At 63.1% G+C, this 22,522-nt stretch carries 27 protein-coding genes and 1 tRNA gene; 18 read left to right on the forward strand and 10 right to left on the reverse strand.

The window, feature by feature from the left end:
• Positions 1-663 precede the first annotated feature (663 nt).
• Positions 664-942, reverse strand: a complete 279-nt coding sequence (locus ACN20J_RS36955) for a hypothetical protein (protein ID WP_266761242.1) — start codon at positions 940-942, stop codon at positions 664-666.
• Positions 943-1,590: 648 nt separating this feature from the next.
• Between ACN20J_RS36955 and ACN20J_RS36960 the strand changes: the two genes are divergently transcribed.
• Positions 1,591-2,373 (forward strand): AfsR/SARP family transcriptional regulator, encoded by a 783-nt coding sequence (locus ACN20J_RS36960; protein ID WP_266761244.1) that lies wholly within the window; start codon positions 1,591-1,593, stop codon positions 2,371-2,373.
• 76 nt (positions 2,374-2,449) lie between these two features.
• On the opposite strand, the gene ACN20J_RS36965 is transcribed toward ACN20J_RS36960, so the two are convergent.
• The 4 genes from ACN20J_RS36965 to ACN20J_RS36980 form a co-directional block, all read right to left on the reverse strand.
• Entirely contained in the window at positions 2,450-2,860 is a 411-nt protein-coding gene (locus tag ACN20J_RS36965; protein ID WP_353963677.1) for a winged helix-turn-helix transcriptional regulator, read from the reverse strand.
• Between the two features lie 614 nt (positions 2,861-3,474).
• Positions 3,475-4,275, reverse strand: coding sequence for an SAM-dependent methyltransferase (locus ACN20J_RS36970; protein ID WP_266761246.1), 801 nt, complete (start codon positions 4,273-4,275; stop codon positions 3,475-3,477).
• Between the two features lie 75 nt (positions 4,276-4,350).
• Positions 4,351-4,581: a DUF397 domain-containing protein gene (locus tag ACN20J_RS36975; protein ID WP_266761248.1), complete on the reverse strand. Its 231-nt coding sequence runs from the start codon at positions 4,579-4,581 to the stop codon at positions 4,351-4,353.
• Complete coding sequence (locus ACN20J_RS36980) at positions 4,578-5,441, reverse strand: helix-turn-helix domain-containing protein (RefSeq protein WP_266761250.1); 864 nt, start codon at positions 5,439-5,441, stop codon at positions 4,578-4,580. The genes ACN20J_RS36975 and ACN20J_RS36980 overlap by 4 nt, the downstream gene beginning before the upstream one ends.
• A gap of 408 nt (positions 5,442-5,849) precedes the next feature.
• Here ACN20J_RS36980 and ACN20J_RS36985 point away from each other — a divergent pair, with 408 nt between their 5' ends.
• Positions 5,850-6,305 (forward strand): ATP-binding protein, encoded by a 456-nt coding sequence (locus ACN20J_RS36985; protein WP_266761252.1) that lies wholly within the window; start codon positions 5,850-5,852, stop codon positions 6,303-6,305.
• A gap of 97 nt (positions 6,306-6,402) precedes the next feature.
• On the opposite strand, the gene ACN20J_RS36990 is transcribed toward ACN20J_RS36985, so the two are convergent.
• Entirely contained in the window at positions 6,403-6,966 is a 564-nt protein-coding gene (locus ACN20J_RS36990; protein WP_266761254.1) for a flavoprotein, read from the reverse strand.
• 214 nt (positions 6,967-7,180) lie between these two features.
• Here ACN20J_RS36990 and ACN20J_RS36995 point away from each other — a divergent pair, with 214 nt between their 5' ends.
• Together ACN20J_RS36995 and ACN20J_RS37000 are read left to right on the forward strand one after the other, a co-directional pair.
• The gene (locus tag ACN20J_RS36995; protein ID WP_266761256.1) at positions 7,181-8,293 is read left to right on the forward strand and encodes a hypothetical protein; all 1,113 of its coding nucleotides are present in this window, start codon (positions 7,181-7,183) and stop codon (positions 8,291-8,293) included.
• A 147-nt stretch (positions 8,294-8,440) separates the two neighbouring features.
• Complete coding sequence (locus ACN20J_RS37000) at positions 8,441-9,244, forward strand: winged helix-turn-helix transcriptional regulator (RefSeq protein WP_419667587.1); 804 nt, start codon at positions 8,441-8,443, stop codon at positions 9,242-9,244.
• 163 nt (positions 9,245-9,407) lie between these two features.
• Here ACN20J_RS37000 and ACN20J_RS37005 read toward each other — a convergent pair whose 3' ends face one another.
• The 3 genes from ACN20J_RS37005 to ACN20J_RS37015 all read right to left on the reverse strand — a co-directional run bounded on the left by ACN20J_RS37005 (position 9,408) and on the right by ACN20J_RS37015 (position 11,122).
• Positions 9,408-9,821, reverse strand: a complete 414-nt coding sequence (locus tag ACN20J_RS37005; RefSeq protein ID WP_266761260.1) for a hypothetical protein — start codon at positions 9,819-9,821, stop codon at positions 9,408-9,410.
• Positions 9,814-10,482, reverse strand: coding sequence for a hypothetical protein (locus ACN20J_RS37010; RefSeq protein WP_266761262.1), 669 nt, complete (start codon positions 10,480-10,482; stop codon positions 9,814-9,816). The genes ACN20J_RS37005 and ACN20J_RS37010 overlap by 8 nt, the downstream gene beginning before the upstream one ends.
• A 508-nt stretch (positions 10,483-10,990) precedes the next feature.
• Positions 10,991-11,122 carry a hypothetical protein gene (locus ACN20J_RS37015; RefSeq protein ID WP_266761295.1) on the reverse strand — a complete coding sequence of 44 codons (132 nt, stop codon included), beginning with the start codon at positions 11,120-11,122 and terminating at the stop codon, positions 10,991-10,993.
• Positions 11,123-11,731: 609 nt separating this feature from the next.
• On the opposite strand from ACN20J_RS37015, the gene ACN20J_RS37020 reads away from it, so the two are divergent.
• The 13 genes from ACN20J_RS37020 (at position 11,732) to ACN20J_RS37080 (ending at position 20,919) form a co-directional block, all read left to right on the forward strand.
• Entirely contained in the window at positions 11,732-12,550 is an 819-nt protein-coding gene (locus ACN20J_RS37020) for a hypothetical protein (RefSeq protein ID WP_266763139.1), read from the forward strand.
• Positions 12,551-13,275: 725 nt separating this feature from the next.
• On the forward strand, positions 13,276-13,650 hold the full coding sequence (locus ACN20J_RS37025) for a hypothetical protein (RefSeq protein ID WP_266763137.1): 375 nt from the start codon (positions 13,276-13,278) through the stop codon (positions 13,648-13,650).
• Positions 13,651-13,725: 75 nt separating this feature from the next.
• Positions 13,726-14,106, forward strand: coding sequence for a hypothetical protein (locus ACN20J_RS37030; protein ID WP_266763135.1), 381 nt, complete (start codon positions 13,726-13,728; stop codon positions 14,104-14,106).
• Positions 14,107-14,200: 94 nt separating this feature from the next.
• The gene (locus tag ACN20J_RS37035; protein ID WP_364185253.1) at positions 14,201-14,623 is read left to right on the forward strand and encodes a hypothetical protein; all 423 of its coding nucleotides are present in this window, start codon (positions 14,201-14,203) and stop codon (positions 14,621-14,623) included.
• A 692-nt stretch (positions 14,624-15,315) separates the two neighbouring features.
• Positions 15,316-15,714 (forward strand): hypothetical protein, encoded by a 399-nt coding sequence (locus tag ACN20J_RS37040; protein WP_266763131.1) that lies wholly within the window; start codon positions 15,316-15,318, stop codon positions 15,712-15,714.
• Between the two features lie 94 nt (positions 15,715-15,808).
• Positions 15,809-16,114, forward strand: a complete 306-nt coding sequence (locus ACN20J_RS37045; protein ID WP_266763129.1) for a hypothetical protein — start codon at positions 15,809-15,811, stop codon at positions 16,112-16,114.
• Between the two features lie 166 nt (positions 16,115-16,280).
• Positions 16,281-16,529, forward strand: coding sequence for a hypothetical protein (locus ACN20J_RS37050; protein WP_266763127.1), 249 nt, complete (start codon positions 16,281-16,283; stop codon positions 16,527-16,529).
• Positions 16,526-16,969, forward strand: a complete 444-nt coding sequence (locus tag ACN20J_RS37055) for a hypothetical protein (RefSeq protein WP_266763126.1) — start codon at positions 16,526-16,528, stop codon at positions 16,967-16,969. The genes ACN20J_RS37050 and ACN20J_RS37055 overlap by 4 nt, the downstream gene beginning before the upstream one ends.
• Before the next feature lie 200 nt (positions 16,970-17,169).
• Entirely contained in the window at positions 17,170-17,484 is a 315-nt protein-coding gene (locus tag ACN20J_RS37060; RefSeq protein ID WP_266763124.1) for a hypothetical protein, read from the forward strand.
• Between the two features lie 202 nt (positions 17,485-17,686).
• Positions 17,687-18,166 (forward strand): hypothetical protein, encoded by a 480-nt coding sequence (locus tag ACN20J_RS37065; protein ID WP_266763122.1) that lies wholly within the window; start codon positions 17,687-17,689, stop codon positions 18,164-18,166.
• A gap of 478 nt (positions 18,167-18,644) precedes the next feature.
• Complete coding sequence (locus ACN20J_RS37070; RefSeq protein ID WP_266763119.1) at positions 18,645-19,256, forward strand: DUF7178 family protein; 612 nt, start codon at positions 18,645-18,647, stop codon at positions 19,254-19,256.
• 283 nt (positions 19,257-19,539) lie between these two features.
• Positions 19,540-19,615: transfer RNA gene (locus ACN20J_RS37075), tRNA-Ile, on the forward strand.
• A 110-nt stretch (positions 19,616-19,725) separates the two neighbouring features.
• Entirely contained in the window at positions 19,726-20,919 is a 1,194-nt protein-coding gene (locus ACN20J_RS37080; protein WP_266763117.1) for a DUF932 domain-containing protein, read from the forward strand.
• Between the two features lie 17 nt (positions 20,920-20,936).
• On the opposite strand, the gene ACN20J_RS37085 is transcribed toward ACN20J_RS37080, so the two are convergent.
• Positions 20,937-21,128: a hypothetical protein gene (locus ACN20J_RS37085; RefSeq protein WP_266763115.1), complete on the reverse strand. Its 192-nt coding sequence runs from the start codon at positions 21,126-21,128 to the stop codon at positions 20,937-20,939.
• Between the two features lie 316 nt (positions 21,129-21,444).
• On the opposite strand from ACN20J_RS37085, the gene ACN20J_RS37090 reads away from it, so the two are divergent.
• On the forward strand, positions 21,445-22,131 hold the full coding sequence (locus ACN20J_RS37090; RefSeq protein WP_266763113.1) for a hypothetical protein: 687 nt from the start codon (positions 21,445-21,447) through the stop codon (positions 22,129-22,131).
• Positions 22,132-22,522: the final 391 nt, after the last annotated feature.

Consider the following 22,522-nt stretch of genomic DNA (forward strand, 5'->3'; position numbering starts at 1 on the left):
CGGGGACGAACACAGCGCGACGGACACGCTCTGACGAACCCCAACCTGATCCATCCCGGTTGGGTCCTCACCCTGCCCAGCCGCCCACCTCACGTCGGTCCTCCCCGCCACCAGGGCGAGCCCCCCAGCAGCGCGACGCCGTCCCCCTCAACGTCACCAAGCACGAGCACGGCCCCGAGCACACCTGCAGCCCCCGAAACAGATGGGCCGACCGCCACCCCGAGTGCTCCCTCGTACGGTTTCCCCACCCATGCCCCACAAGAAGGACCGAACCCCGGGATGAATCTGCCCACGGGCGCTTTCTTGAGCGCCGGGCTGGCGGCCCTCGTGGCAGGAATCGTGATGACAGTGAGGCGGCGGCGTAGACTCCGCTACCGGCCTGGCAGCGGTGACCGCAGCGATCTGGCCACTGCCCCTGTGGTACGGGCCCTGCTCCGCGACCGTGACCAGGCAGCCACCCCAGATGCCGACCACAGCGCCGACGCAGGGGGAACGGCGTCCGACGGCGCGTTCAGCGCACCCACAGCCGCCGAAGTGCCGCCGACGCTGTCTGCCAAGCACCAGGCCATCGGCGTCAGGGACGGCCAAGCCTTAGCCTGGGATCTCGCCCGAACGCGAGGCCTCGGCCTTGTCGGACCCGGCGCCTATGGCGCCATCCGTGCGCTACTGGTCGCCTTGCTCGCCGAAAGCCATCAGCCCGCCGCCCGACACGTAGAGATACTTGTCCCGGCTTCCGATGCGCGCCAGTTGTTCGGGCAGAGCTTCACTGACGAGCGAAGCCCGGACAGCTTGCGGATCGTAGCCGACCTGGACGCCGCGCTGGACACCTTGGAGCGCGAACTCCTCAGCCGTGCGCGACTCGCGCCCGAACCAACGCACGTCGGTGACAGCGATAGCACGCCCCACGCTGAACTGCTGCTCGTGGCAACGCCCGGTGTGCATGCCGAACGTCGGCTGCAGGCGATCCTGGACAATGGAGCCGCTCTCGGATTGGCCGGAGTGCTCCTTGGACAGTGGCGTCCTGGAGGAACCGTACGCGTGCGACAGGATGGCACCGTTGCGGCCGCCAGCGCGTCCGTCGCCGACAGGCTCGCTGCTGCCAGATTGTTCACCCTGCCGGCAAGCGACGGTCAGGCCCTGCTCGATCTTCTTCGTGACGCTGAACCGGCGCCGCAGACTTCAGCCTCACGCGTCCGAACGACGACAGCCCCGCCTGCCCCTGAACCCGAACTGCCGGGTTCGAAGGGCAGCTCAGGCATTCCCAGTCCAGCACAGATGCCACGCAGGCGCCTCCCGCAGAGCCCCGTGGCCAGTCGTGAACCGCCGCCGGGCGACGCTTCCGGCCAGACAGTGACCGACAGCGCCGAACGCCATGAACAGGGTCGAACCCAACCCAATCTACGAGGGCGACTCTCCCCGTCCAAAGAGCCTGCCGAGCAGGTGTTGGGTACCCCCGCTGTCTCCCGGGGTTCTGATGACGCACCCGTCAATCGCCGAGATCTGCCGCACCCTGAAACACGAACAACTACCCACTCCGGGGCCACCGCAGCACAGCCATCGGGACGGAACACGCCCATCGGATCACAGCCGTTGAGGCTGACCGTCCTGGGCAGGATGCGACTGACGCATCGGCAACACGACGGAGACAAGCATGCCGACCTCAGCGCCGCACTAGCTCCAAAGCAGCGCGAAGTCCTGGCTTACCTCGCAGCCCACAAGGATGGAGCTCGACGAGAATCGCTAACCACCACGATCTGGCCGGACGCTCCCAAGGATCGCCCCTACAACAGCTTCCACGCCACGCTGAGCCAACTGCGCCGAGCGCTGCGGACTGCCACCCACGGTGCACACAGCGACATCACCATCCACTCCGATGGCCACTACGCCCTTGACCGAAACCTGATCACGGTCGACCTATGGCAGCTCAGCGATGCCCTGCGGACAAGCCGCCACGCCAGCGACGACGAGCAGCGCCGCGCCGAGGTCGAACACGTCGTCGATCTCTACTCCGGCGACTTCGCCGCTGACCTCAGCGCCGAGTGGCTCGAAGGACCCCGCGAATCCCTCCGTCGCGACGTCTTGGATGCTGTGAGCGCCCTGGTACGAATCCTGCGCGGTGAACCCGAGCAGGCACTGGCTCTGTTGGAACGTGTTCGCGTCCTCGCCCCCTACAACGAGGCCATCTACCGCGACATTGCCCGCTTCCAAGTCCACCTTGGGCAACAAGACGCCGTCGCCCGTACGTTCGCCCTTCTCACAACCAAGCTCGCTGAGATCGACGAGCAGCCGAGTGAGGAGACTTCGGCTCTGTACGACCTACTCCAACGCTCGCGGTCGGCAGACCAGGGGACAAGCGATAGGAGGACCAGGTAACGGGTTCGCCTGCCGTACGAAGCCGTCCCGGTGACCCCGCCGGTAGCCGACGGGGTCACGAGGACGTCACCGGTCCTCAGCGGTTTGTGCCGTCCTCGGCATGCCGCCGTTGTCGAGCACGGTGCACAAGGTCAGTGTGGGTTTCGGCCCATGTGGCTAGCGGTGCCATTGCAGCGAGCAGCTCCCTTGCTGCGGGCGACAACTCGTAGGTCGCGTGATAGGGAAAGTTGATCTCCCGGTGACGTGTTATCAGCTCTCCCTGCTCAAGTCGTCGCAGTGTCCGGTTTAGAGGACTGTCCTGCAGCCAGCGGTGCCTCCTGCCAGGCCAGCCTGTATCGCTGTCTTGCGCACGGATGGAATCAAGGAGACTCGTGTACTGCATCGGCCCTCGATGAAGAGTTACGAGAACATCCCAAGCCCATTCGCCACTTACCAAATGGCGAATATCATGGACGCGTCGCACGAAACGACTGTCGCCCGGTGTCATGGCGGATAGCGGTGGCTGAGCGCGCTCGCCACCGTCACAGGTGGATGTTTCTTGATCACGATGGAAGTCGTGTCGCGACCCGCTGCTTATGTCATCGGGCACGGAAATCTCCCTCTGACGTCTCCCGTTGCCCCGGATCGCGCTGGCTGCAGGCTTGGTTGGGGCCTTCGTGAGCGCGGAATGGCCTGCGGGCGCCTCGAAAAGTGTAGGGCGGAGCACCCTGTCCCCGATGTGCGGATTAGAGTGTTGCCCTCCGGTCCTGGGCGCCTGTATTCAGCGCATGGATGATCGATTCGCGGTTTCAACGTTTCGCGCCGAGTGAAACCCTCATGGAGGGTGCGGGCGACAGGCATGGCACGACGAACTCCTTCTCCGACGGTGAGGTTCCGTGCCTGTTGCTGGCCAAAGCACCGACCATTGGCTGGCCAACTGGCTCAGCAACAGGAAAGTGAACCTGCGGGCAGTAACACTGCCTCTGGCATACACCAACGCACCGACGTAACTTCAAGGTCAGTACTCGGAGTTGACGCGTAGGAAAGTTGGTCGCAGCCGACAGGGACACCTCTGCGCTGACCACGTTGCCATGCAGGAAGCCTGCAACGGCAGCTGAAACTTCACACCTTGCGGGCAACTCCCACATACAGTGGCTGCTGGTCGCGAATTTGCATCTCAGAGTCGGGATGCCAGTGCGTAGAAATCACCACACCGGGGTCACATAGTTCGAGCCCTTCGAAGAACGAGGAAACCTCGCTGTGTGACCTGGCCCTGACTGGGGTTCCGCCCTGTCGGTAGATGGTGTCGATTTTTTCCCAGGTTTCAGGGTCGAATTCCCAGGGATGGGAAAGTATGAGGTAGCTGCCGGGAATCATCGGCTCTAGTAGCGTCCTGACGATTTGGTAGGGGTTCTGCTCGTCGATCACGAACTGCAACAGCGCGACTAGCGACAGCGCGATCGGCTGCTCAAAGTCGAGATGCTCTCTCGCGTACGAAATGATGGCTTCGGGCTCTCGGACGTCAGCATCTGCATACGCAGTGCTTCCTTCAGGCGTGCTCTGGAGAAGGGCCTCGGCGTGTCGGAGGACGATAGGGTCATTGTCTGCATACACCACGCGAGCGCTCGGCGTGATTTGCTGGACGATCTGATGCAGGTTCGGCTCCGTGGGGATACCGGTCCCTATGTCGAGGAATTGCTGGATTCCGCGGTTGGTGAGGAAACGGGCAGCGCGATGCATGAACTCTCGGTTGGCTCGTGCCGTTTCCTTGACGCCAGGGAAAATCTTGAGGATATCGGAGGCTGCTTCCCAGTCGGCGGGATAGTTGTCGTTGCCTCCGAGGAAGTAGTCGTACAGGCGGGCCGAGTGGGGTTTACTGGTGTCGATGTCTTCTGCGTTGAATCCGGTGTCCGCGTCTTTCACTTCAGTCCTCCGCTGCCGCATTGCGGCGTGGTAGTGAAGTTCTAGGTGGTTTCGGATGGCAGTCTGGATCAGGTTTCAAGCCAGGAGGAAGTCCGCTGCCCCGGCTTTGATCCCCGTGATGAATTCGGCGATATCTGACGATGCATAGATAAGGGCCGGGCCGTCAGGGTCCGTGGACTGCCTGAGAGCAACGCGTCCGCCGTCAAGCTTCTTCGCTTGGACACAGTTGCCACCGTTGGTGCCGCTCCAGGGTTTGCGCCAGCCTTCAGTTCCCAAGTCCTTGTCAGCGTTTATGGCGTGCTTCATTGGTCTAGCTCCTTGCGGATGTCTTCCAGGAATTTTCTGGTACGTCCCTTGGACATTGCTTGGGCACTCATCCGGTCCAGGACCGCACGGTGCTGTGCAACTTCGTCCCGATCCTCGCTGTACGTAGCACCGGTGAGGGTGTCGGTACATACGACGTCGGGGAAATCCTCCATCGGGAGACGGAAGTGTGTGAAAGGCCCGAACGCGCCCGGGTGGAGTCCAGCCGAGAACGCCAGCACCTGGAGAGTTACGTTCGGAAGGTCCATCGCCTCGATCAGGCGATCGACTTGGGCCTTCATGACCTCGGGCTCGCCGGCTGGGCGTCGAAGCATGAGCTCGTCCAAGATGATCCACAGTTGCGGCGGATCCGGCCGGGTCAACAGCCCCTGGCGCTCCATGCGCAGGGCTACGCGCCGCTTCAGTTCGTCGGATGTCGGGTGAGGTCGATTCAGACGCAGTACGGCCCGGGCGTAGTCCTCAGTCTGCAGAAGACCTGGGACAACATGGATTTCGTAGCCGCGGATCTGGCTCGCCGCGTCCTCCAGGCTGACGTGCACCGCAAACCACTTCGGCAGTGCGTCTCGGTAACTCTGCCACCAGCCGGGCTCGTTGGCCTCGTCCGTTAAGGCGCGAAACTCCCGTACCTCACCCTGCTCAACGCCGTAGAGCTCCAGCATCGCTTTGACCGCCGGCCACTTCAAGGCGATCTTGGCCTGCTCCATCCTGGTGACCGTGGACTGAGCCAAGCGCAGCTCATCACCGACGTCTTGCGCCGAAAACCCCTTGGCTCGCCGCAACTCCTGTAGCCGTCTGCCGAGCACGAGCAACAGGTACTTCGGGGCAGACCGCGGTGCGCTCACGTCGCATGCCTCCTCGTGTGCCCGTTCGCGAAGAAGTTTGCCATGAGCCTCGCATGACGGACAGAGCGCACAACCAAACTCTGCATCATGCAAAGTGAGGGGTTGCCAAGTTACGGATGAGGCGCGCATAGTGACGACGTGACCAAGCTCACCCGTGATCGACGGCAGGCGCTGGCCCTAGGTGGCCGGGGCGCCATGCCACCGGGTGGCCCGCCCCGGATGCTGCGCGCTGTGTGTCTCGTATGCGCCATGTCACTCTGCGCCCGCCAGCCTCAAACCCGTGGTTCACGTTGCGAGTTCGTGCTCACTGGGTGCCGGCACTCATCGATTCTCCGAGGACTCAGGTACCGACCCGGCCCTCGTGTTGCACGGTCGCCTCTGGCATCCGCCCCACGTTAGGAATCAGCCGTGGCTTTGACCGACGCCACCTCAACCACAGGCCCACCTCCCGCTCTTGGCAGCAGTGCACGCCGAGCCACCTTCGTCCTGTCGGCTGACGTCAGGGCCGTCGGTGAAGCCCGTTGCCGTGTGCTGGAGCACCTCAGTTCCTGGGGCGTCAATCGCGACGGCTGTGACATAGCGGTACTCGTGGTGAGCGAGCTGTTCACCAATTCCGTGGTTCACACAGCCAGTCGGATGATCACGTGCCATCTGGGTGCCACACCAGACAAGCTGCTGATCCAGGTGACGGACGAGGGCAGCTGCGAGTCCGCCCCCACGCCACAGAGAGCCAGTCTCCACGACGAAGCAGGCCGTGGGTTAATGCTCGTCAAAGCTGTGTCGAGGCGCTGGGGCGTAAGTCCAACCGAGGACGGTGACGGCCGGACTGCATGGGCGGAGTTACCGGCCCAGGTACGAGCGTGAAGGGCCCCTGGGTGACATGTGTGCCTCCCACGTTTCACGGCGTGACCGCCAGTTGGCTCCCCACGGGAGCGCTGGACGCCGCCGTGGTGTCTATTCCTCAACTCATGGCGTCGTCGCGTCGTACGGCGGCCAGCTCTTGATGGACCTCGTTCCAAGGGAAGGCCTTTGCGCCAGGCCGCCCCGACGCAGGCACGGGCAAGGTGTCTTGGTTGAGGATGAAGGTGACACCTTCGCCGCGCAGACTCTCGACGCTCCTCTGGAAAGGGAGCCGCCGCGCCAACACCCTGTTGGGCCAGGGCACCGCGATCACCCGCATGCCGGCGCCGATGGCTTCGTTCAGCAGGCCGAGCGCCAGCGTGTCCGAAATGCCGAGGGCCAACTTGTTGATTGTGTTGAAGGTCGCGGGTGCGATCAAAAAGACATCAGCCGACGGCAGCACATCGGGGTCGTTCGGCTGTTTGTAGTCGTACCGAACGGGGTGTCCGGTCAACTCGTGCAGTCGAGCTACATCGAGGAAATCCAGCCCCTTGGGTGTGGCAATCACACACACATCCCAATGATCGGCCACGGCCCGCTCCACCAGAGACGGCAGGTTCTCAGCCGGGTATCCGCCGCACGCCACGACGTACAGCACCGGCCTCTTGCCCTCCGTGCCACCCACGTTGCGTTCCCTGCTCTCCTCGAAGCGATGATCGCACCCAGTCACCTGCTGCGCGCCTCGCAAGTTCGGGCGACAGGCAGTGGGCCCAGATTGTGCCATGGGGGTGACTGCCATGCCGGAGCCGGCCGGTGACGATCTCGCCAGACTGATCGGAGAGCGGGTGGAGCGGCAGCGACGGAGGCGGGGGCTCTCGCGGAGCCAGCTTTCCCAGCTGGTGAACCGCACCGAGCGGTGGATGGGCTTTCTGGAGCAGGAAGGGCGAGGAGCACTGCGCCTGGACAATCTCATCGATTTAGCCCGGGCTATGCGGATCGACGATCTGAGTGCTCTCGTTGGTCGTCGTTTCACCGCTACGGCACTTGAGGTGCCGGAGCACCCGGCGGTCTCGGAGATCCGTCACGCGCTAACGCATTCACTTCTGGATCCAGTTTCGGATGCGCAGCGTTGTTCGCCAGCGCATTTGGAGTTCCGGATCCGGCATGCCTGGGACGCCTGGCATGTTTCGCGGACTCAGAACACTCAACTCGGCCTTCTACTTCCCGATCTCCTTCGCGATACCACAGCACTGACTCGGGCAACTACCGGCGCCCGACGTCGAATGGCGTACGCGATCGCGACGCGGGTTTACCTCATCGGTCAACGCTTCGCCTACGGTGTGCGAGCGCTAAACTTGGCCGTCCAATTCACCGACCGTGCTTTGCTGGCCGCAGACATGTCGGACGATCCCCGGCTCATGGCCCTAGCCGGATGGGGATCGGCTATGACCTCTCTAACGGCACAGGAACCTCTCGAAGCAGAGCAGACTGCTCTCGCTGCGTTGCGTCATGTCGCACGCCCTGCCTCGACCAGCGACGCATCAGTCCGCGGAGCCCTTCTGTTGTTCGCTGCCATGGGCGCCGCCGGCGACCGCCGAACAGTAGATGCCTGGCACCACTGGGAAGAAGCTGAGCGAGTCGCGACAGAGATCGGCAGACACGTAGATGTAGAAACGATGTTCAGCGCCGTAAATGTTGGAATTTACGCAGTAGCAGTGAATATGGAATGTGGCAGGACGTCCAACGCGGTTACCAGTGCCGCCGATTTGGACCCGAAGAGGATGCCCTCAAGTAATCGTCGGGCAACCCACTTTATTGACCTAGCGCGCACCTATGACAAGGCTGGCGATCGCGATGCGGCCCGGAGGGCGCTCCTGGACTCAGTGGAGGCTTCGACGGAAACAATCGTTTTTAACCCGGACGGAAGACGACTCGTCGCGAGCCTCGCTAGGGCTGGGATGGCTCCCAACGATGAGCTTGTCAATTTAGCAGACCTTCTAGGCTTGTTGTGAACACCAGCTGTCAGCTTCGCATCACCTATGGGAGCTGAAGCCTAGTCATTTCCTTTTCGTGAAAAACGCTTTGCGTGACCTTGAGCGAGTCGATACGGAGGTGCTTTCTCGATGGATGCGGAATTACGGCAGCTGCGGGGGACTGGCATGTCTCTTGAGCTACTCCGTAATCGTTGGACCTACCCGGTCCTCGTCGCCCTCCGAAGCGGCCCTCTCCGATCAGCCCAACTGCTTGACCTCATCAATGAAGGCAACGCGCGCAATGTGGATCTGGTGGGTGCCCGTGTTCTGCACGAGAGGACGCTCGTCACGACTCTGCACCGGATGGAGGCGGAAGGGCTCATCCTCCGCAAGATCGAAGTCTTAGCGAGTGGTGTCGCTCCATGGGAGTTGACCTTGATGAGTCGGGGGCTGCTCAATGCCATGGGCGGTATCGCCTCATGGGCACGCGACCATGTTGATCACCTCACCACTACGGTGCGGAAGCACCGAGGACTGCCTCAAGAGGAGGTTGATCCTGCAACTTCCGGGCTGCCTCCTCGGAGGCCGGAGCAAGACTACTGGCGCGGCGTTGGCATGGCCCTGGTGATCCTGCGTCTCAGATGGAGCTTTGCGGTTCTCTGCCAAATGAGCAGAGGGCCGCAGCACCCTACAGGCATCGCTGCCGCGATCAATGCAGGCATCGCAAGAAACCGAGACATCACGGGAAACCGAGCCCTTTCAGAGAAGGTTCTGTGGGACACCCTGCACCGGCTCGTCGACGGGGGCCTGATCAATCACCAGCCCCGTGCCGGCCAGTTCGCTTCGACCGCACGATGCACCCTCACCGCGTCCGGCTACGCCTTCCTCGCGGCCTTGGCCCCCGTTGGCACCTGGGCATCCAAGCATGAAGAGCACCTCACGGCGATCGTTCGCAGGCGCCGCGGCCTTGACGATTTCCGCGGACCTTAGGACGGTCGAAGGTATGGGTTGTCCCACAGCCTTTGGCCGCCGGTTCCCGAAGCCCTGCCTCACTTCGGAGCAGTTGCAACTCGTCGGTCCCTGACAGCCGACTGCCACGGGTTCCGCCTGGCTTTCAGCCAGCAAGCTTGCCAGCCGTCGCTGCGGGGGCAGGTCACTGAAGGGGAGGGGGGCCGCCAGGCTGCGAGATCACACCTAGGGTAGACCCGGCGGCCTTGAGGTCCGTCTTACCCGCCTTCCGTGTGATGAATAGCTTCATGATTGCAAAAACGCTCGGACCTAGCATGATGCCAGCCATCCAATAATCGTGGATCGCCCCAAAGTAGATCGCACTCCCCACGGACGCTGCCGAGACACCGAACGCCGCAATCAGCCCCATGACATCCAGACGATTTCGATTCTTCTCCTGCACCATCCGAAGTTCATGGTCGGCCGTCACGCGATCGTTCCAGAACTGTAGCGCCAACTTGAGATGCGATGGAGGTAGATCCTTCCAAGCATTCATTGTGGCAATTACGTCGTCGTCGCTGCGGTACCGAAGCAGGTCATCCCCGTCATGCTCAGCCACGGCGGCCTCCACTAGGGATACCCGCACCAGAGTCAGGAACTCCCCCGTCGCCCTCGTCAGGCGGCCCGGTAATTCCCGGTGGAGGAGGTCCGATCAATCGGAACACTTCCATAACACTGGAAGCCGTATAATTCATTGCATGACGGGATTCGGGATGAGTCGGATCGGGTGCGACTCTCTCCCCCTCAAGCAACTCACTTAGTTGCTCAATGCCTTCTTCTGTCTCTTCGTTCTCGATCTCCGATTGGGCAGCAGTTAAACGTTGTTGATAGCCTGCTGGGTCAGCGTTGAGGTATTCGCGGTATTCCGCCCTAGTCCTGGCATCGTTCGGATCTGCATTGCTGTCCTCCCATCTCCACTCCCACTTCTCATTTATCGAGAGACCAGAGGGCATGGCGGACCACAAGGGGGCCTCGGTAAGAGGCTCCCAGACTCCATCACGTCTCAGTCTGTACTCTCTGTATTCGCCACGGTAATTCCCCAAAATCCTGACATTCGCCCGCTTCTCGCGCCTGCGGTGCAACTCAAAGGAGATCAAAGAGGTTAGCATCCCGGCGAAAAGAAGTGCAGCGATCAGGTTCACCTGCCAGCGAATTCCTGTGAGCTGCGCCAACTTGACAACGCCGATGCCGATAACGGAACCCGTTGACGCGATTGCCAAGAACATAGGCCGTGATCGGCTCTCACTCGCACGCCGCGACACCCTAGAGGCCCCCCGAAAGATCATTATCCCACTCCCCGCGCACGCGTGTTCTGACGCATCTGCAGTCTGCGAAGCGACGCCCGCCCGAGAGTACTGCCAGCGAGCACAGTTCGGCACGACTACGTGACAGATCCTTGCGCGCCCAGCATTGATCAACCTCAAGCCCCCCAACTAGACCTTGGCCACGGCATGACGCAAACGGCGTGATCAAGCCTGATTGATCTTGGCTCCGGGAGCTCCAAGGATCACACTAGACAAAAGCTCTCCCGAGTGTAGAGGGGGTCTTTCGTCATCTCGGAACTCAGGCGCTTCTCGAACGCTTCCACTATCGCTTCGGCAAGTTGGTCCGCGCTGGTGCAGGGGGTTTCCCGCTTCCGCAGCAAGGTCAGGCCTTGTCGGCCCATCGCCTCCTCGAACAGTGGGAGTTGCCGCATCTGCGGGCCACGCAGGGCCGCGTGCAGGCGTGTTAGGTCTGCACGGAGCCGAAAAGTTCCAACGGCAGGAGTTGCCAGGCGACGCCCTGGTGAAGGACGTCGAAGCAGTAGTTGACCTGTACGTCGACGGTGCTGCTCGATTGGGAGGTTGCGGTATCGGCCACGAATATGCACCGGGATGATGCCGCCGGCGCCCTGGTAGCCCCCGTCTGCCCAGCAGGTCAAGCCAGTCTCGGCGAGTGCGTCGATGATCCGTAGCAAGCAAGATCCCGACTGCCGAACGTCTTCGCCAATAGGGGTTCCAATTTGAGTTCCAATACATCTCCCAATACATCTTCCTGCTAGGCCGGTAGCCCCCGCGCCTCTCCTTGGCGCAGGTGGTCGTGTTCTTGGCTCCTTCCAGGGATGTGCGCAACTGAGGGGGGGATAGGCATATCAACAGACGGAACGGTGAGTGGGGGCTGGCAGCGGATATGACGTGATGGAGTTTTAATTGATGTCTTGCATTGGCCTCATATTCATTACCCTTTCGCTCTATTCGGTTCTTGTCTTTTCTCTTTTGCTTGCCTTGTATTGAATGGCGGGCTATTTCCTTCCCCTCGCTTGGGTGGCCTCCTGTTTCTCTGTGATATTGATTTACTCGCCGGTCTGAGGGTCTGGCAAATGATAGGGAAATGTTCGCGGTGAGCCTTGAATTGAGGCGGAAATGCGCGAGAATGGAAGAGTAGGGACGCGATACAAAGGGTACGCGTCACGGTTGATCGGAGAGGATCGTGAACGATCTTCCCGCCAAGGGAATGCAGGCGAATAAGCCTGTGGGGGACGTCACGGCAGAGGATGTGAAGCGGGTGACGTCAGAGGACTTCACGGAATTACAGAGGATCGCGCGCGGATACTGCCGCACGGTCGATTCCACCCGGTCCCGCAAGCGGATGGACGGAAGCGCCACTGTGGCGCGTAGTGGGTCCGCACTGTACGGAACCGATGACGTAAGCGATGACGTCACTCAGGATGCAGTTTTGATCTTCGCGAAGCGGCTGCGCGAGATCATCGCAACCTGCGAGATCTCGGCTGTCTGGGTGGAAAACCGCGAAGCGTGCGCATGGCAGTATGTCCGCAGGGACGGGGAAACGATCATTGTGACCCGTAAGACCCTTCAATACTGGGCAGTCCGTGATGCTGCCGCGCGCAACGGGTACAGGCTGGACGTCAAACCGGAGTCGGTGGACGCTACTCCGGGCGCACAGATCACGCGCGGAATCCCGCACGCGGACAAGCTGTCCACGCTGGCAGTAACACCGTATCTGTCAGGACAGAGCGAAACGATTTTCCGGTCTGCGTGGGGTGACGGACGCGAATTCCCGGTTTTGAGCACGATTCTGGACATCGCGAAGCAAGCGGACGATCTCGGCCGTACCAGCGTGCTCGGACGGACCGCGCAAGAGCTGTACGGCGGGCCGCGTCACTCGTCGTCCAAGGTGCAGCGCACGCGTGACGCTGGGGTCAAGGAATGGCATGCATTGACGGCATCTCTTGACGCCGTGCGCGACGAACTGATCTACCGCAGTACCGAGCCGCCGCCCACCGCCTGACAGTGGGCAACCGTAACGGGTCTCCGGGCTTGAAAGCCCGGAGACCCTTCGCGTTGTCCTAAGCGGCAATCGTGGGCGGTATTGGGGGGCGGGGGGAGCCGCGTCCCGTACATGAGTGGCGACGTGCTACGACAGCAACTGATCGGCGCAACACCCGTGTGACTCCTTGGGTGCCGGACGGGCGGTAGGTTCGCCGTTTGGCCGTTTCCTTGCCTGTCGGAAGAATATTGAAATTATTCTCCATGATCGGTATTCGGGCGGTCCTGCGTCCCGTATATAGGTGAGAGTGCGTTACGGCGGAAGCCAAACGTGTGAATGCCAGTCTGCGGTTTCCCGGTCGCTTCTGGACGGGGAAACGGCAGATATAGTGGCTCTTGGCCGGAGCGGACAGCGAATACGTGTGTCCGCACCCAATGGGCCGCACCGTTTCACGCCTCAAAAGGGTCTCGAAAATTCTCTCCGTGATCGGTAATCGGAGAGTTTTGTGGCCCGTATTTAGGTGAGAGAGAAATTCGGTGCACGGTCAATGGTCTAGATTCCGCACCGTCCGCTCTCGGCGCGCATGTCTCGCCAAGGGTCACGCTTGATCGGCGATCAGGCGTTTCAGAATGGCGTATTTATGTGGGCGTTGCGTGCCAGTCCGGGACCCCGGAAATCCAGTGGCACGCTACTCCGTGCCGGTTTGGTGAGTTCGCCTATTCCTGGTCAGACGGGGAGAACTGATCATGAACGAAACTGCACTGGTCACCAGCGACTTAATCGACCTGTATGACGCTGTGTTTACGCACGGCGGCTTCACGGTCCGGTTCAACGCTGATGAAACCCTGACCCCGGCAGCATCGGGGTTTGCCGTGTCCGCGACCGACGAACAGTGGTCCGTCCCGTCCGCCGTGCCGTTTGCGGACTTCGCGGCGGCCATCGAGCGACTGCACGCCCTGTACCCCACCGCCAACGCCATGGGGGGATGGGTGGACGGCCAGCGGTTGTACCTGGACCCGGTCGAGATCATCGACGACCTGGCCAAGGCGGAGTTCCTCGGTCGTCTGCGGAATCAGATCGCGATCTACGATCTATCCGCCTCCGAAGAGATCAGGCTCTGAGCCTGCCCGTGATCAACGGTGCCTGCATGGGCCGTTGTTCGCGGGCAGGTCCAGAACCGATCTGGGGAGGCGGTCATGAAACTTGTCTCACGCGCCACCGGCCAGGAGGTCACTCCCGGCTCGACGCTGCACATGCAATCCGGCTCGGCTGCCGGACGGGCATGGCGCTTTGAGCACATCGTCGAGCGGCCGGACGGCAATCATCACGTGCACGTGACCCGCTTGAGCGGGAAGTTGGGGCGCACACCCCGGCAGTACCACCCCGATGTATTCGGGTGCGACATCACGATCGAGATCACCTGGCGCCAGAGCGTCCGCAACGCGGCGCATCACGCGTGGACCAAGGTCGACGACTACCTGCTGGCGGGGGCGTTTGCGCTGGTCCCGCTCGCGTTCTTCGAGCAGTACCACTTGGCCGAAACGATCACGTCGGCCTTGGGGTTCGGAGGTCACTGAGCTGCCGGAGCATCGGGCGCATCCCACCGGGGTGCGCCCGCTTGCTCTTACAGATGAGAGCACGTTCGTGCTGGCGGCATGCCGGTCCGGACGCATGGCCGAGGGCTTGAGGAGAGAGGACATGGAGGCTCAGCGAGTTGCCGACTTGATCAACCAGGTCAGTTTCCGCCCCGGATGGGAGTTCCGGGCGGACGTGATGGGTGAGGGAGTGCCGTATGTGATCGTCCAAGTACTCATCGAGACCGTCAACTCCGACCGCGAACAGGCGCTTCAGGGGTATCCCGAGCAGATCCTGCTCGTCCCTTCGGCGATCATCGACGCTGGCGACTACATGATCCCGGACGACCTGTACGCGGCCATGATGCAGTGGATCATCGACTTGGAGATCCACGAATGCCGCGAATTCTTCAGGGTCGGGCCGGACAAGGACGCCCCCTACCATCCTCATCGCCAAGACGGACAGAGGGCGTGGGACGAGATGACGGGCGCTCCGGTCAGCGAGTGGCTCCGATTGTGAGTCGTATCCCTGATCGCGTGTGGCAGGTGATCGGCTGGCTTGCCCTCAGCTGCGTCGTTCTGGTGAACGTGTCCCCAGGTCTCTTCGGCGTCCGCTGAGTCCCGCCCAGGCCCCGCCGCTGCAGTCGAGTGACCCCTTGCTTGAACCGAGACTCCCGTACCCCCTCAACTCCCCCCACCGCGGAGGGGGTACGGGGCCAGACTGGGGACGCTGCTCGCAGGGCAGCGTCCCCAGAGCTTGCACGGCACCAACGACATCCGTGACTTTGCGTTGTGGCCCAGGGCTCTGGTGGCCGCACTCGCCCTGACCAGCTCGCACACGTCGGGCCAGCGCCTCGGCGGTCTCTGCCGCCAGACAGGCTGGCGGAGTTCTCCGACTCTGGTCACCCATCCCACGGAGGAGACCCCCCAGGCGTCGCCTGCGAGGATGCCGCCGCGCAGCACTTGAGTCTCGGACACGGTGCCTGACGCCTTGGTGGCCCCCTCAATCCCGGTCTTGGAGAGGACAGGACCATGCCCAGGTTTGCCACCCAATCGTGGTCAGTGCGGAGAGCACTGGCTGCACGCGAGCCGTTCAACACCTAGGGTGCATTCCGCGCCACCAACGAGCGCAGCTACTGCGTAGGGCTGCTTCCGGAGCCGTGGGCCGACCGGTACCGTGCGGAGGCCGATGCCGGACGCATTGTCTACCAGGTGTACAGCTACAGCACCCCCATCGCGTGGGTGCTGGACGACGACACGGTCGTCATTCCGCACGTGCGCTACTCGCCTACCACCACCTCCCATCAGGGACTGCTGTACGCGCTGGACAAGGCCCCCGACACCTTTCCACAGGACGCTTCGTGCGAGCCTGCGGTCGCCTTCACTCAAGCGCCCGGCAGCTGGGACTGGCCTCGCGCCGACAGACACCCCGCAGGCGGAGAGGGTCGAAACGGTCGCGGCTGGGTATCGCGCCTCGACCGGTCGCAGAAGCCCGCTCGTGTGGACTTCGCGCCGGTGCGGATGGAGTACAGCGAGAGCTACAGCGTCCGCCAGGGCTGGGCCACTTCGTATGATGCTGGTCCTGCGTCCGGCGTGAAGCAGTCAGCGTGATCATGAGCTACACAATCGAGATCACCCGCCCCGTCGTGAGCTACCGCACTCGGCCAGGGTCACCCCGACCGGGGGCCAGTGCGGCAGCGTATGGATGGACGGTGATTCCCGTTCGATCGAGCGGCCGTTTACGACCTGCGAGACGTACGACGAGTACGACTCGGAATGGTGGGAGGGCGACATGCTCTCCTGGGGCGTCGGCAAGATCGACCGGACCGGAGTGACCGAGCCGTCTGCCTACCCCATCGGCGATGCCATACCCGAACACGCCTGGCTCGGCGGCCGGTTCGAGGGTCCCTACGAGGGCGACGGCAACGTCACCGAGAGATGCGTACGGCTCACCGGCGACTGGTCTCCGCAGCAGCGGGCGGAGGCCTTCCGCGCGGTCAGCCGCGTCTGACCCCCTCGGTCGGGTCCCGACACAGCGCGCTCAACGCGCTGAGGGACACAGACTCCCGCACCCCCTCAACTCCCCCGCTCCGGAGGGGGTGCGGGGCCATGCCAGGAGCGCCGCCATTCGGGCGGCGCCCCTGGCCCATCCATGGTCTGAAGGCGAGGACGAGATCGTGAACGCAGAGGAGATGACCGAGGTCAGGGTCGAGATGACGGTGACCGAAAAGGTGACGTACAACTTCCTGGTCAGCGTGGAAGTCCCCGCAGGCGTGGCCAATGCCCCGGAAGCCCTGACGGAACATCTCGCCGAAAACGAAGATCTGTGGCTCGACGATTTACCGATCACCGGCGGCATCAATGTCTCTCTGGCCGTGAACGAGCGAGACGTAGAGGGAGTCAGACTGCTTGACGAGGCGACGTGATCACTGTGACAGCGTTCGCCACGTTGGCGCCGGAGCGGTTCGAATCGCCTCTGCACGAACTGCCACAGGAGGAGTGGTCCGAGGAACCCCGGGACTACACCGTCACCGTGGCCGGACCAGAGCGCTACGACGGTGAGCAGCCCTTCACGTACGTGGTGCGGGACCACACCACCGAGCAGGCCTGGATCCAGGCCTTGACCTGGCACATGCGGGAGAACCAGACCCTAGATGCCCACGTGATCGCTGCCGAATCGCATACAGGGCTCCCGCCCACCGACACCGGATACCACTGGAACGACCGTCGGCCGGAAGCGCAGCACGCCGAGCTGATCAAGGTAGTCGAGCAGGCCCGGGACCTGATTGGCCCGTACGAGGCAGCCATCGCCCGTTTCCGCATTGAGGATGGCGACGACATCGTTCCCGAGTCGTTCGGCCCGTAGGACGAAACCTGCGCGGACTTCGCCCCAGGACGCCCTGGACCTGGTGAGCAGCCTCGTCACAGCGGCATGGGTCGTCACACCCCGCTGAGTAGGCGGGCCGGCGAACTGACGCAGCGTGTGTGATCACGGTTCGAGCCGCAGCCCGAACTCCGCTTCACAGCATCACTCATTGAGCCCGTCGCTGACCAAGGAGATAACGCATGCCACAGAACTCACCGACCACGACGCTAGAACAGTTCACCGTCTGGGACATTGCCCGCGCCGCCGCTGCGAAATTCGACGGGCAGTGGAGTACTGAACCCGGCCCCTGGTGGGTCAGCAGCAAGGTCGAGGACACCGCGGGCCACTCATTCACCGTAGGTGTGGATGACGAAGGAATCCTTTACGTCTGTCCCGAGGGCTACGTGTTCGACAGGAATACCGCCTTCATGTATCGCCTGACCAAGGAAGGCGGTCTCGCTGTGGCCGCTGAAGCGGTAGCTGACGCCATCCGCAAGCTCCTCCCTCTCACTTGACTGTCCGCGCTCGGCCCGGGGGTCCATCCGCTGGGCCGAGCGTCCAGGGGAGCGGACCTCATTCCCCTGTCGGTCGAGCAGGCAACGGCCCGGCAGTCCCGCAGAAGGGCAGGACAGATCAGCCGATGCTGCCAGCGCGTGGCAGCCGTAGGCCGCGCGCACGCCTCGAACCGCGTCCATCTGCCACCCGGAGGTATTCGCCGTGACCATTGCCAGCAGGGCAGCATCTGCCAACGACTACGTGCGGCGACACTCCACCCATCCACTGATATCCCGGCGGAAGGCTGCAGACATCGCCCGGGCGGCCGTACGCCTGGCCGCCTTGCTGGGCATCGACCCGGTGCACGTACAACCAGACCGCCGCTGGAGCTCCCTGTCTCTGCCGCTGGTTCCCCTCACTCTGCATGCGAGTGACCCGGATGACCCGCAGCAGATCTACAACTTCTCCTACAGCGATCCGCTCTACGACAGCGAGCCGTTCTACCTGCTTGGCCCTTGCCCGGCCTGTGAAGCCACGGTGCCGCTCGCCGAGATCCGTAGCTTGGCGGACCTCGGGGTCTTCATCGCCGACGGCCCGGCTCCCCTGCCCGACAACGGGATTCTGCCCAGCAGCTACCCAGACGAATTTGACCGGAACCCTTCCCATTCCTCCACCTGCCCGTTTTGGGATTCAGAGGGATAAGCCCGAATCGGTTGACAATTCTCCTCTCAAGATCGGTACTTGGGAACTTTCCGGAACCGTATTTGACTGAGCGGTGGCGCAAGGCCGTACGGAGAATAGGCGCCTGCGAACCTTCGTGTGGCAGGCAATCCGCTTCCGAAAACCACATCTCCGAGCGTGGACTGAGCCGACGTGCTCGCCGATCCCGTGCCGGGAATTAGCCATGCCGCGTTCCTGTCCGGGACGACCGCGTCCCCGTCCGCTCAGCCGGCGGGTGGTGCAGTCCCATGCCTCACACGCGGAACTTCCCCGCAGCAATCGCTCCCGTACCCCGGACGTCGGTTCATCGCCGCAGTCTCGCCGGAGGGCAGCAGTTCATCCCGGCAAGCCATGCCATCGCCGGGCCCCAGGGGCGCCGGGAGGCGTGGCCGGTCACGATCCGCCGGGCGCTGACGAGGACGCCCGATCTCACCCCACTCGCCTCGGAGGGAGGCACGTCATGATCTCTGTCGATGCGTCGGAGGAGACGCGTGAGCACTACGTACGCAACATCATCGCTATGTGGCGGGCCGCCACTCCGGAGCAAATGCAGCGTGGACGTACGTGGTACTGCACCGCTCACGACCTGGCATCGCTGATCACCAACGGCGACGCACGCACCGGTGCCGGTGTGATTGCTGCCCTGTCCGCGAACAAGTCCTGGTCGGAGAACAGCCGGTTAGCCCGTCAGGCATACGAAACCGGCGTTCCCTCCGGCCACTTTCAAGACGCGCTCACCAAGGTCGCCAAGATTATGGCGGGGGCAGACCCTGCGGAAGTGCTGCCCATGGAGCGTAAGACAGGAATGTTCTTCCGTTGCATCGCCAACCCGTCCGACCCCGATGCGGTAGTGATCGACCGTCACGCTCACGATGTCGCGGTGGGCGACACCTACGGACAACGTGACCGGGGCCTGGGAAGCGCTCGTCGGTACGCGCTGCTGGCGCACTGCTACCGCGAGGCCGCTCTGCGGCTAGGCGAACTGCCCAGCACGGTGCAGTCCGTCACCTGGGTCGTCCACACCGAACGCATCGCGGGCACCAGCACGCGCGGTCCCCGCCGGGCCCCGTGATTGGCCCCACCACCCGCTGCTCCGCACGTGACACGCCGAGCCTGGTATGGCCGGTTGGGTCCGAGGCGCCACGCAGTAGCGCTCTGGGCTCAAGGTGCCCGAAAGTCGGTGGCCGTATTTCGCTGAAGATCGGTATTCGGAGGCTTTCCTGCACCGTATCTAGGTGACCCTTCGGTGCTCAATTCCGCGCAGCGGTTACTGCTCGGCTCAGTAAAGGAAGAGCGCCGACAATGCCATTTTCACTTCCGCGCTCCGCACTTCTGCGGTGCGCGGTTACCTGCTCGGTTGCGTAGCTCAGTTGGTAGAGCGCCGGTCTTATAAGCCGTTGAGGTCGCTGGGTTCGAGTCCCGCCGCAACCACCCGAGAATCGGGATCTGCTTCTGGCGCACTGCCCACATCCGCCTGGCCAGGGGCGTTGAGGTGACACTCGGCAACCACATTCTCCAGTAGATCATGAAGGAGTCGAACCATGACGACTGACGTCAACACCGCGTTCGCGCAGGAGAAGGCGGCCCAGATCGAGGATTTACGCGAGGAGGCGCGGACGTTCCAGGAGCGCATCGATCGGGGCGAGATCGCCCCGATCGGCGGCGACCGCTACCGCGTCCTCACCGGCTGGGACGAAGGTGAGACTCTCACCGTGCGACGCAACACCGAGGGCCGGATCGAGCTGATCCTCGCCCAGCACGGGCTGGATACCACCACAGGCGGGGCCGCCCTCTACACAACCACCCCGGCCTGGCACGGCCTGGGTGCCGTGATCCCTGGCGGGACCACAGACATCGACGAAGTACTGAAGCTGGCTCGGATCGACTGGGAGGTCAACAAACAGCCCGTGCTGTACAAGTGGGACGACGCCATCCGCGACGCCGCCGACCGCTACGTCACCCTCCGCACGGACACAGGCGACGCCCTCGGCACCGTGGGCGAGCGGTACGAGGTCTTCCAGAATCGGCGTGTTTTCGAGTTCCTTCAGGACCTGGTGCAGCGCTATGACACGGTCTGGGAGTCGGCCGGCGCGCTGCGCGGCGGCCGGAAGGTCTTCGTTACCGTGCAGATCCCCCACTCGATCGTGATTGACCGCGGCGGTTTGAACGACGAGGTTGCCCTCTACCTCGCGGCGATCAACTCCCACGACGGGACGTCCTCGGCCGAGTCCGTCATCACGCCTTGGCGGATCGAGTGCGGCAACACTGAACGCTTCGCGACCCGGGACGCCGTGCACCGCTGGGGTATCCGGCACACCAAGGGTGGCCTGTCGGCTCTGGAAGAGGCCCGCCGCACGCTCGGCCTGACGCTCGACTACGCGAAGGCATTCGAGGTCGAGGAGAACCAACTCGTCCGCACTGATCTGCTCATCGACGACTTCCACAAGATGATCGACAGCCTGTGGACAGTCGACGAGGACGCCACCGACCGGCAGAAAAGCTTTGCACAGCAACGGCACGACGAGTTGGAAGGCATGTTCCACGAAGGGGCCCGGAAGCTGGGACACACCGCGTACGCGGCCGAGCGGACCATCACCGACTTCCTGGACCACCGGATGGGGGTCGTGCCCCGCAACCTCTCCGAGGACCTGGCGCGTGCACAGCGGTCGCTGGAGGGAACGAACGACGACCTGAAGTCGAAGGCCCACCGCAAGTTGCTGCTCCTGACGCAGTGACACCCCGCCCACCAGCCTCAGCGGGCCCGGCGCACACCCGATCCGTCTCGATCAAGAAGGGAGAAACCATGCTCGAAGAGCAGCAGATCGAGACCACCTTGATCGGCGAGATCGCTGATCACTTCGCCGTCTGCGGCGACGACCACGGCGCCCATGCCGGCCTGGAGATCGACCACGCCGACCAGCGGCAGGGAGAAACTGTCATCCACGGCTACGACCGAGAATCCCAGACCCGCTTCACAGCGACAGCCCACGTACACGTGACCCCGGAGCCTGCAGGCACCGCCCCGCTCTTCCCGCGGGAACACGAGGAACGGCAACGGTCCGTGGCGGACCCCTGCGTCAGTTGATCAGGACTCCGATGGTGGCTCCGATTGCATGCCATGCCGATGGTCGCGTCCTCTCTCAGCCGTTCGCATGGCCGAAGCGGCATCCCGTCGTGTGCAGGTTCACTGAAGGCCAGTCTCTGTGAGTGGGCGCAGGGGCTGGTCCTCTGGTGTGCCTACATAAGGAGGGGTTTCCCCGATGGAACTCCGTATCGACAAGTGGATCAAGGCACCCACGTCTGCTGAGGAACTCACCGAGTACATCGGCAAGCACATGGTGGCGCACATCCTCACTGCCGAGCCTCCGAACGACACTGCCGGGGGGCAGCTCATCGGCATCGACCCCGAGAAGAAGACGGCGTCGCTGCGCCGCTACGACAACGGCGAGGTGAGGGAATTCCGCTGGAGCACGACGCACTTCCGCTACACCACCTTCATCGAGTCACCCTTCACCGATCTGACGGTGGGGGAGGAGCGACGGTTCGAGTGGTTCGAGGACTCCAGGGGGATGCCCGTGGAGACTCCGGTGACCTTCACCGGCACGGTTCGACGGAGGACGCCGGAGGTCGCCTACCTGTGGGTTGCCGACCCTGAGTACCGGGCCGGCGGCTGGCAGGCCGAGATCAAGGCCGAGAACGCCGACCGTCACGCGCTGCGCCCTCTGAAACCTTCAGCAGAGCTCCGAACCGAGCATTGCATGGAGCCAGGGAGGATCGCCATTACCGACCTCAAACGGCATGATCCCGGATCACCAGCGGGTGCGTGCGCGGACTGTAACAAGCCACTCACTTGGGACCGTTCCGGCCAGCGAGCCCACGATGAATGGGGCGAGTACATCTGCTCAGCCACCCTCAGAACCCACCGGATCAGCGGGGGAAGCGTGTAGCACACCCCGACGCAGACGCGTGCCTCTCCTCATCGCCACGCCCCTCGCGAAACAAGATCGGCGCGAGGTCGGCTAATCGAGGCTGGCCGCGCCCCGTATTCCCACGAACGGCAACCGGGGAGCGATCGAGAACCTCATCGTCGACGTTGCAGGAGCTGGGGGACGCTGGACGTCGCACGGTTCTTGAGCCCGAAGTCGGGCGGCGTCGTGACTGTTGCCCGACAGGCCGGGCTAGACCCGATCGATCTGGTGGCTCGCGAGAACGCGACGCTCATCTGGCACCTCCGGCACGCACGAATTCAGTCGGGCCAGCGCAACACGTTCTCGGGCTCCGAGGCGAGGACAAAGCGTCGACCTTCGTACTCACCCCTACCGCGCCTACGAGCTTGCG

The sequence above is a fragment of the Streptomyces sp. 2-1 genome (assembly GCF_048564895.1).
Taxonomy (GTDB): domain Bacteria; phylum Actinomycetota; class Actinomycetes; order Streptomycetales; family Streptomycetaceae; genus Streptomyces; species Streptomyces phaeochromogenes.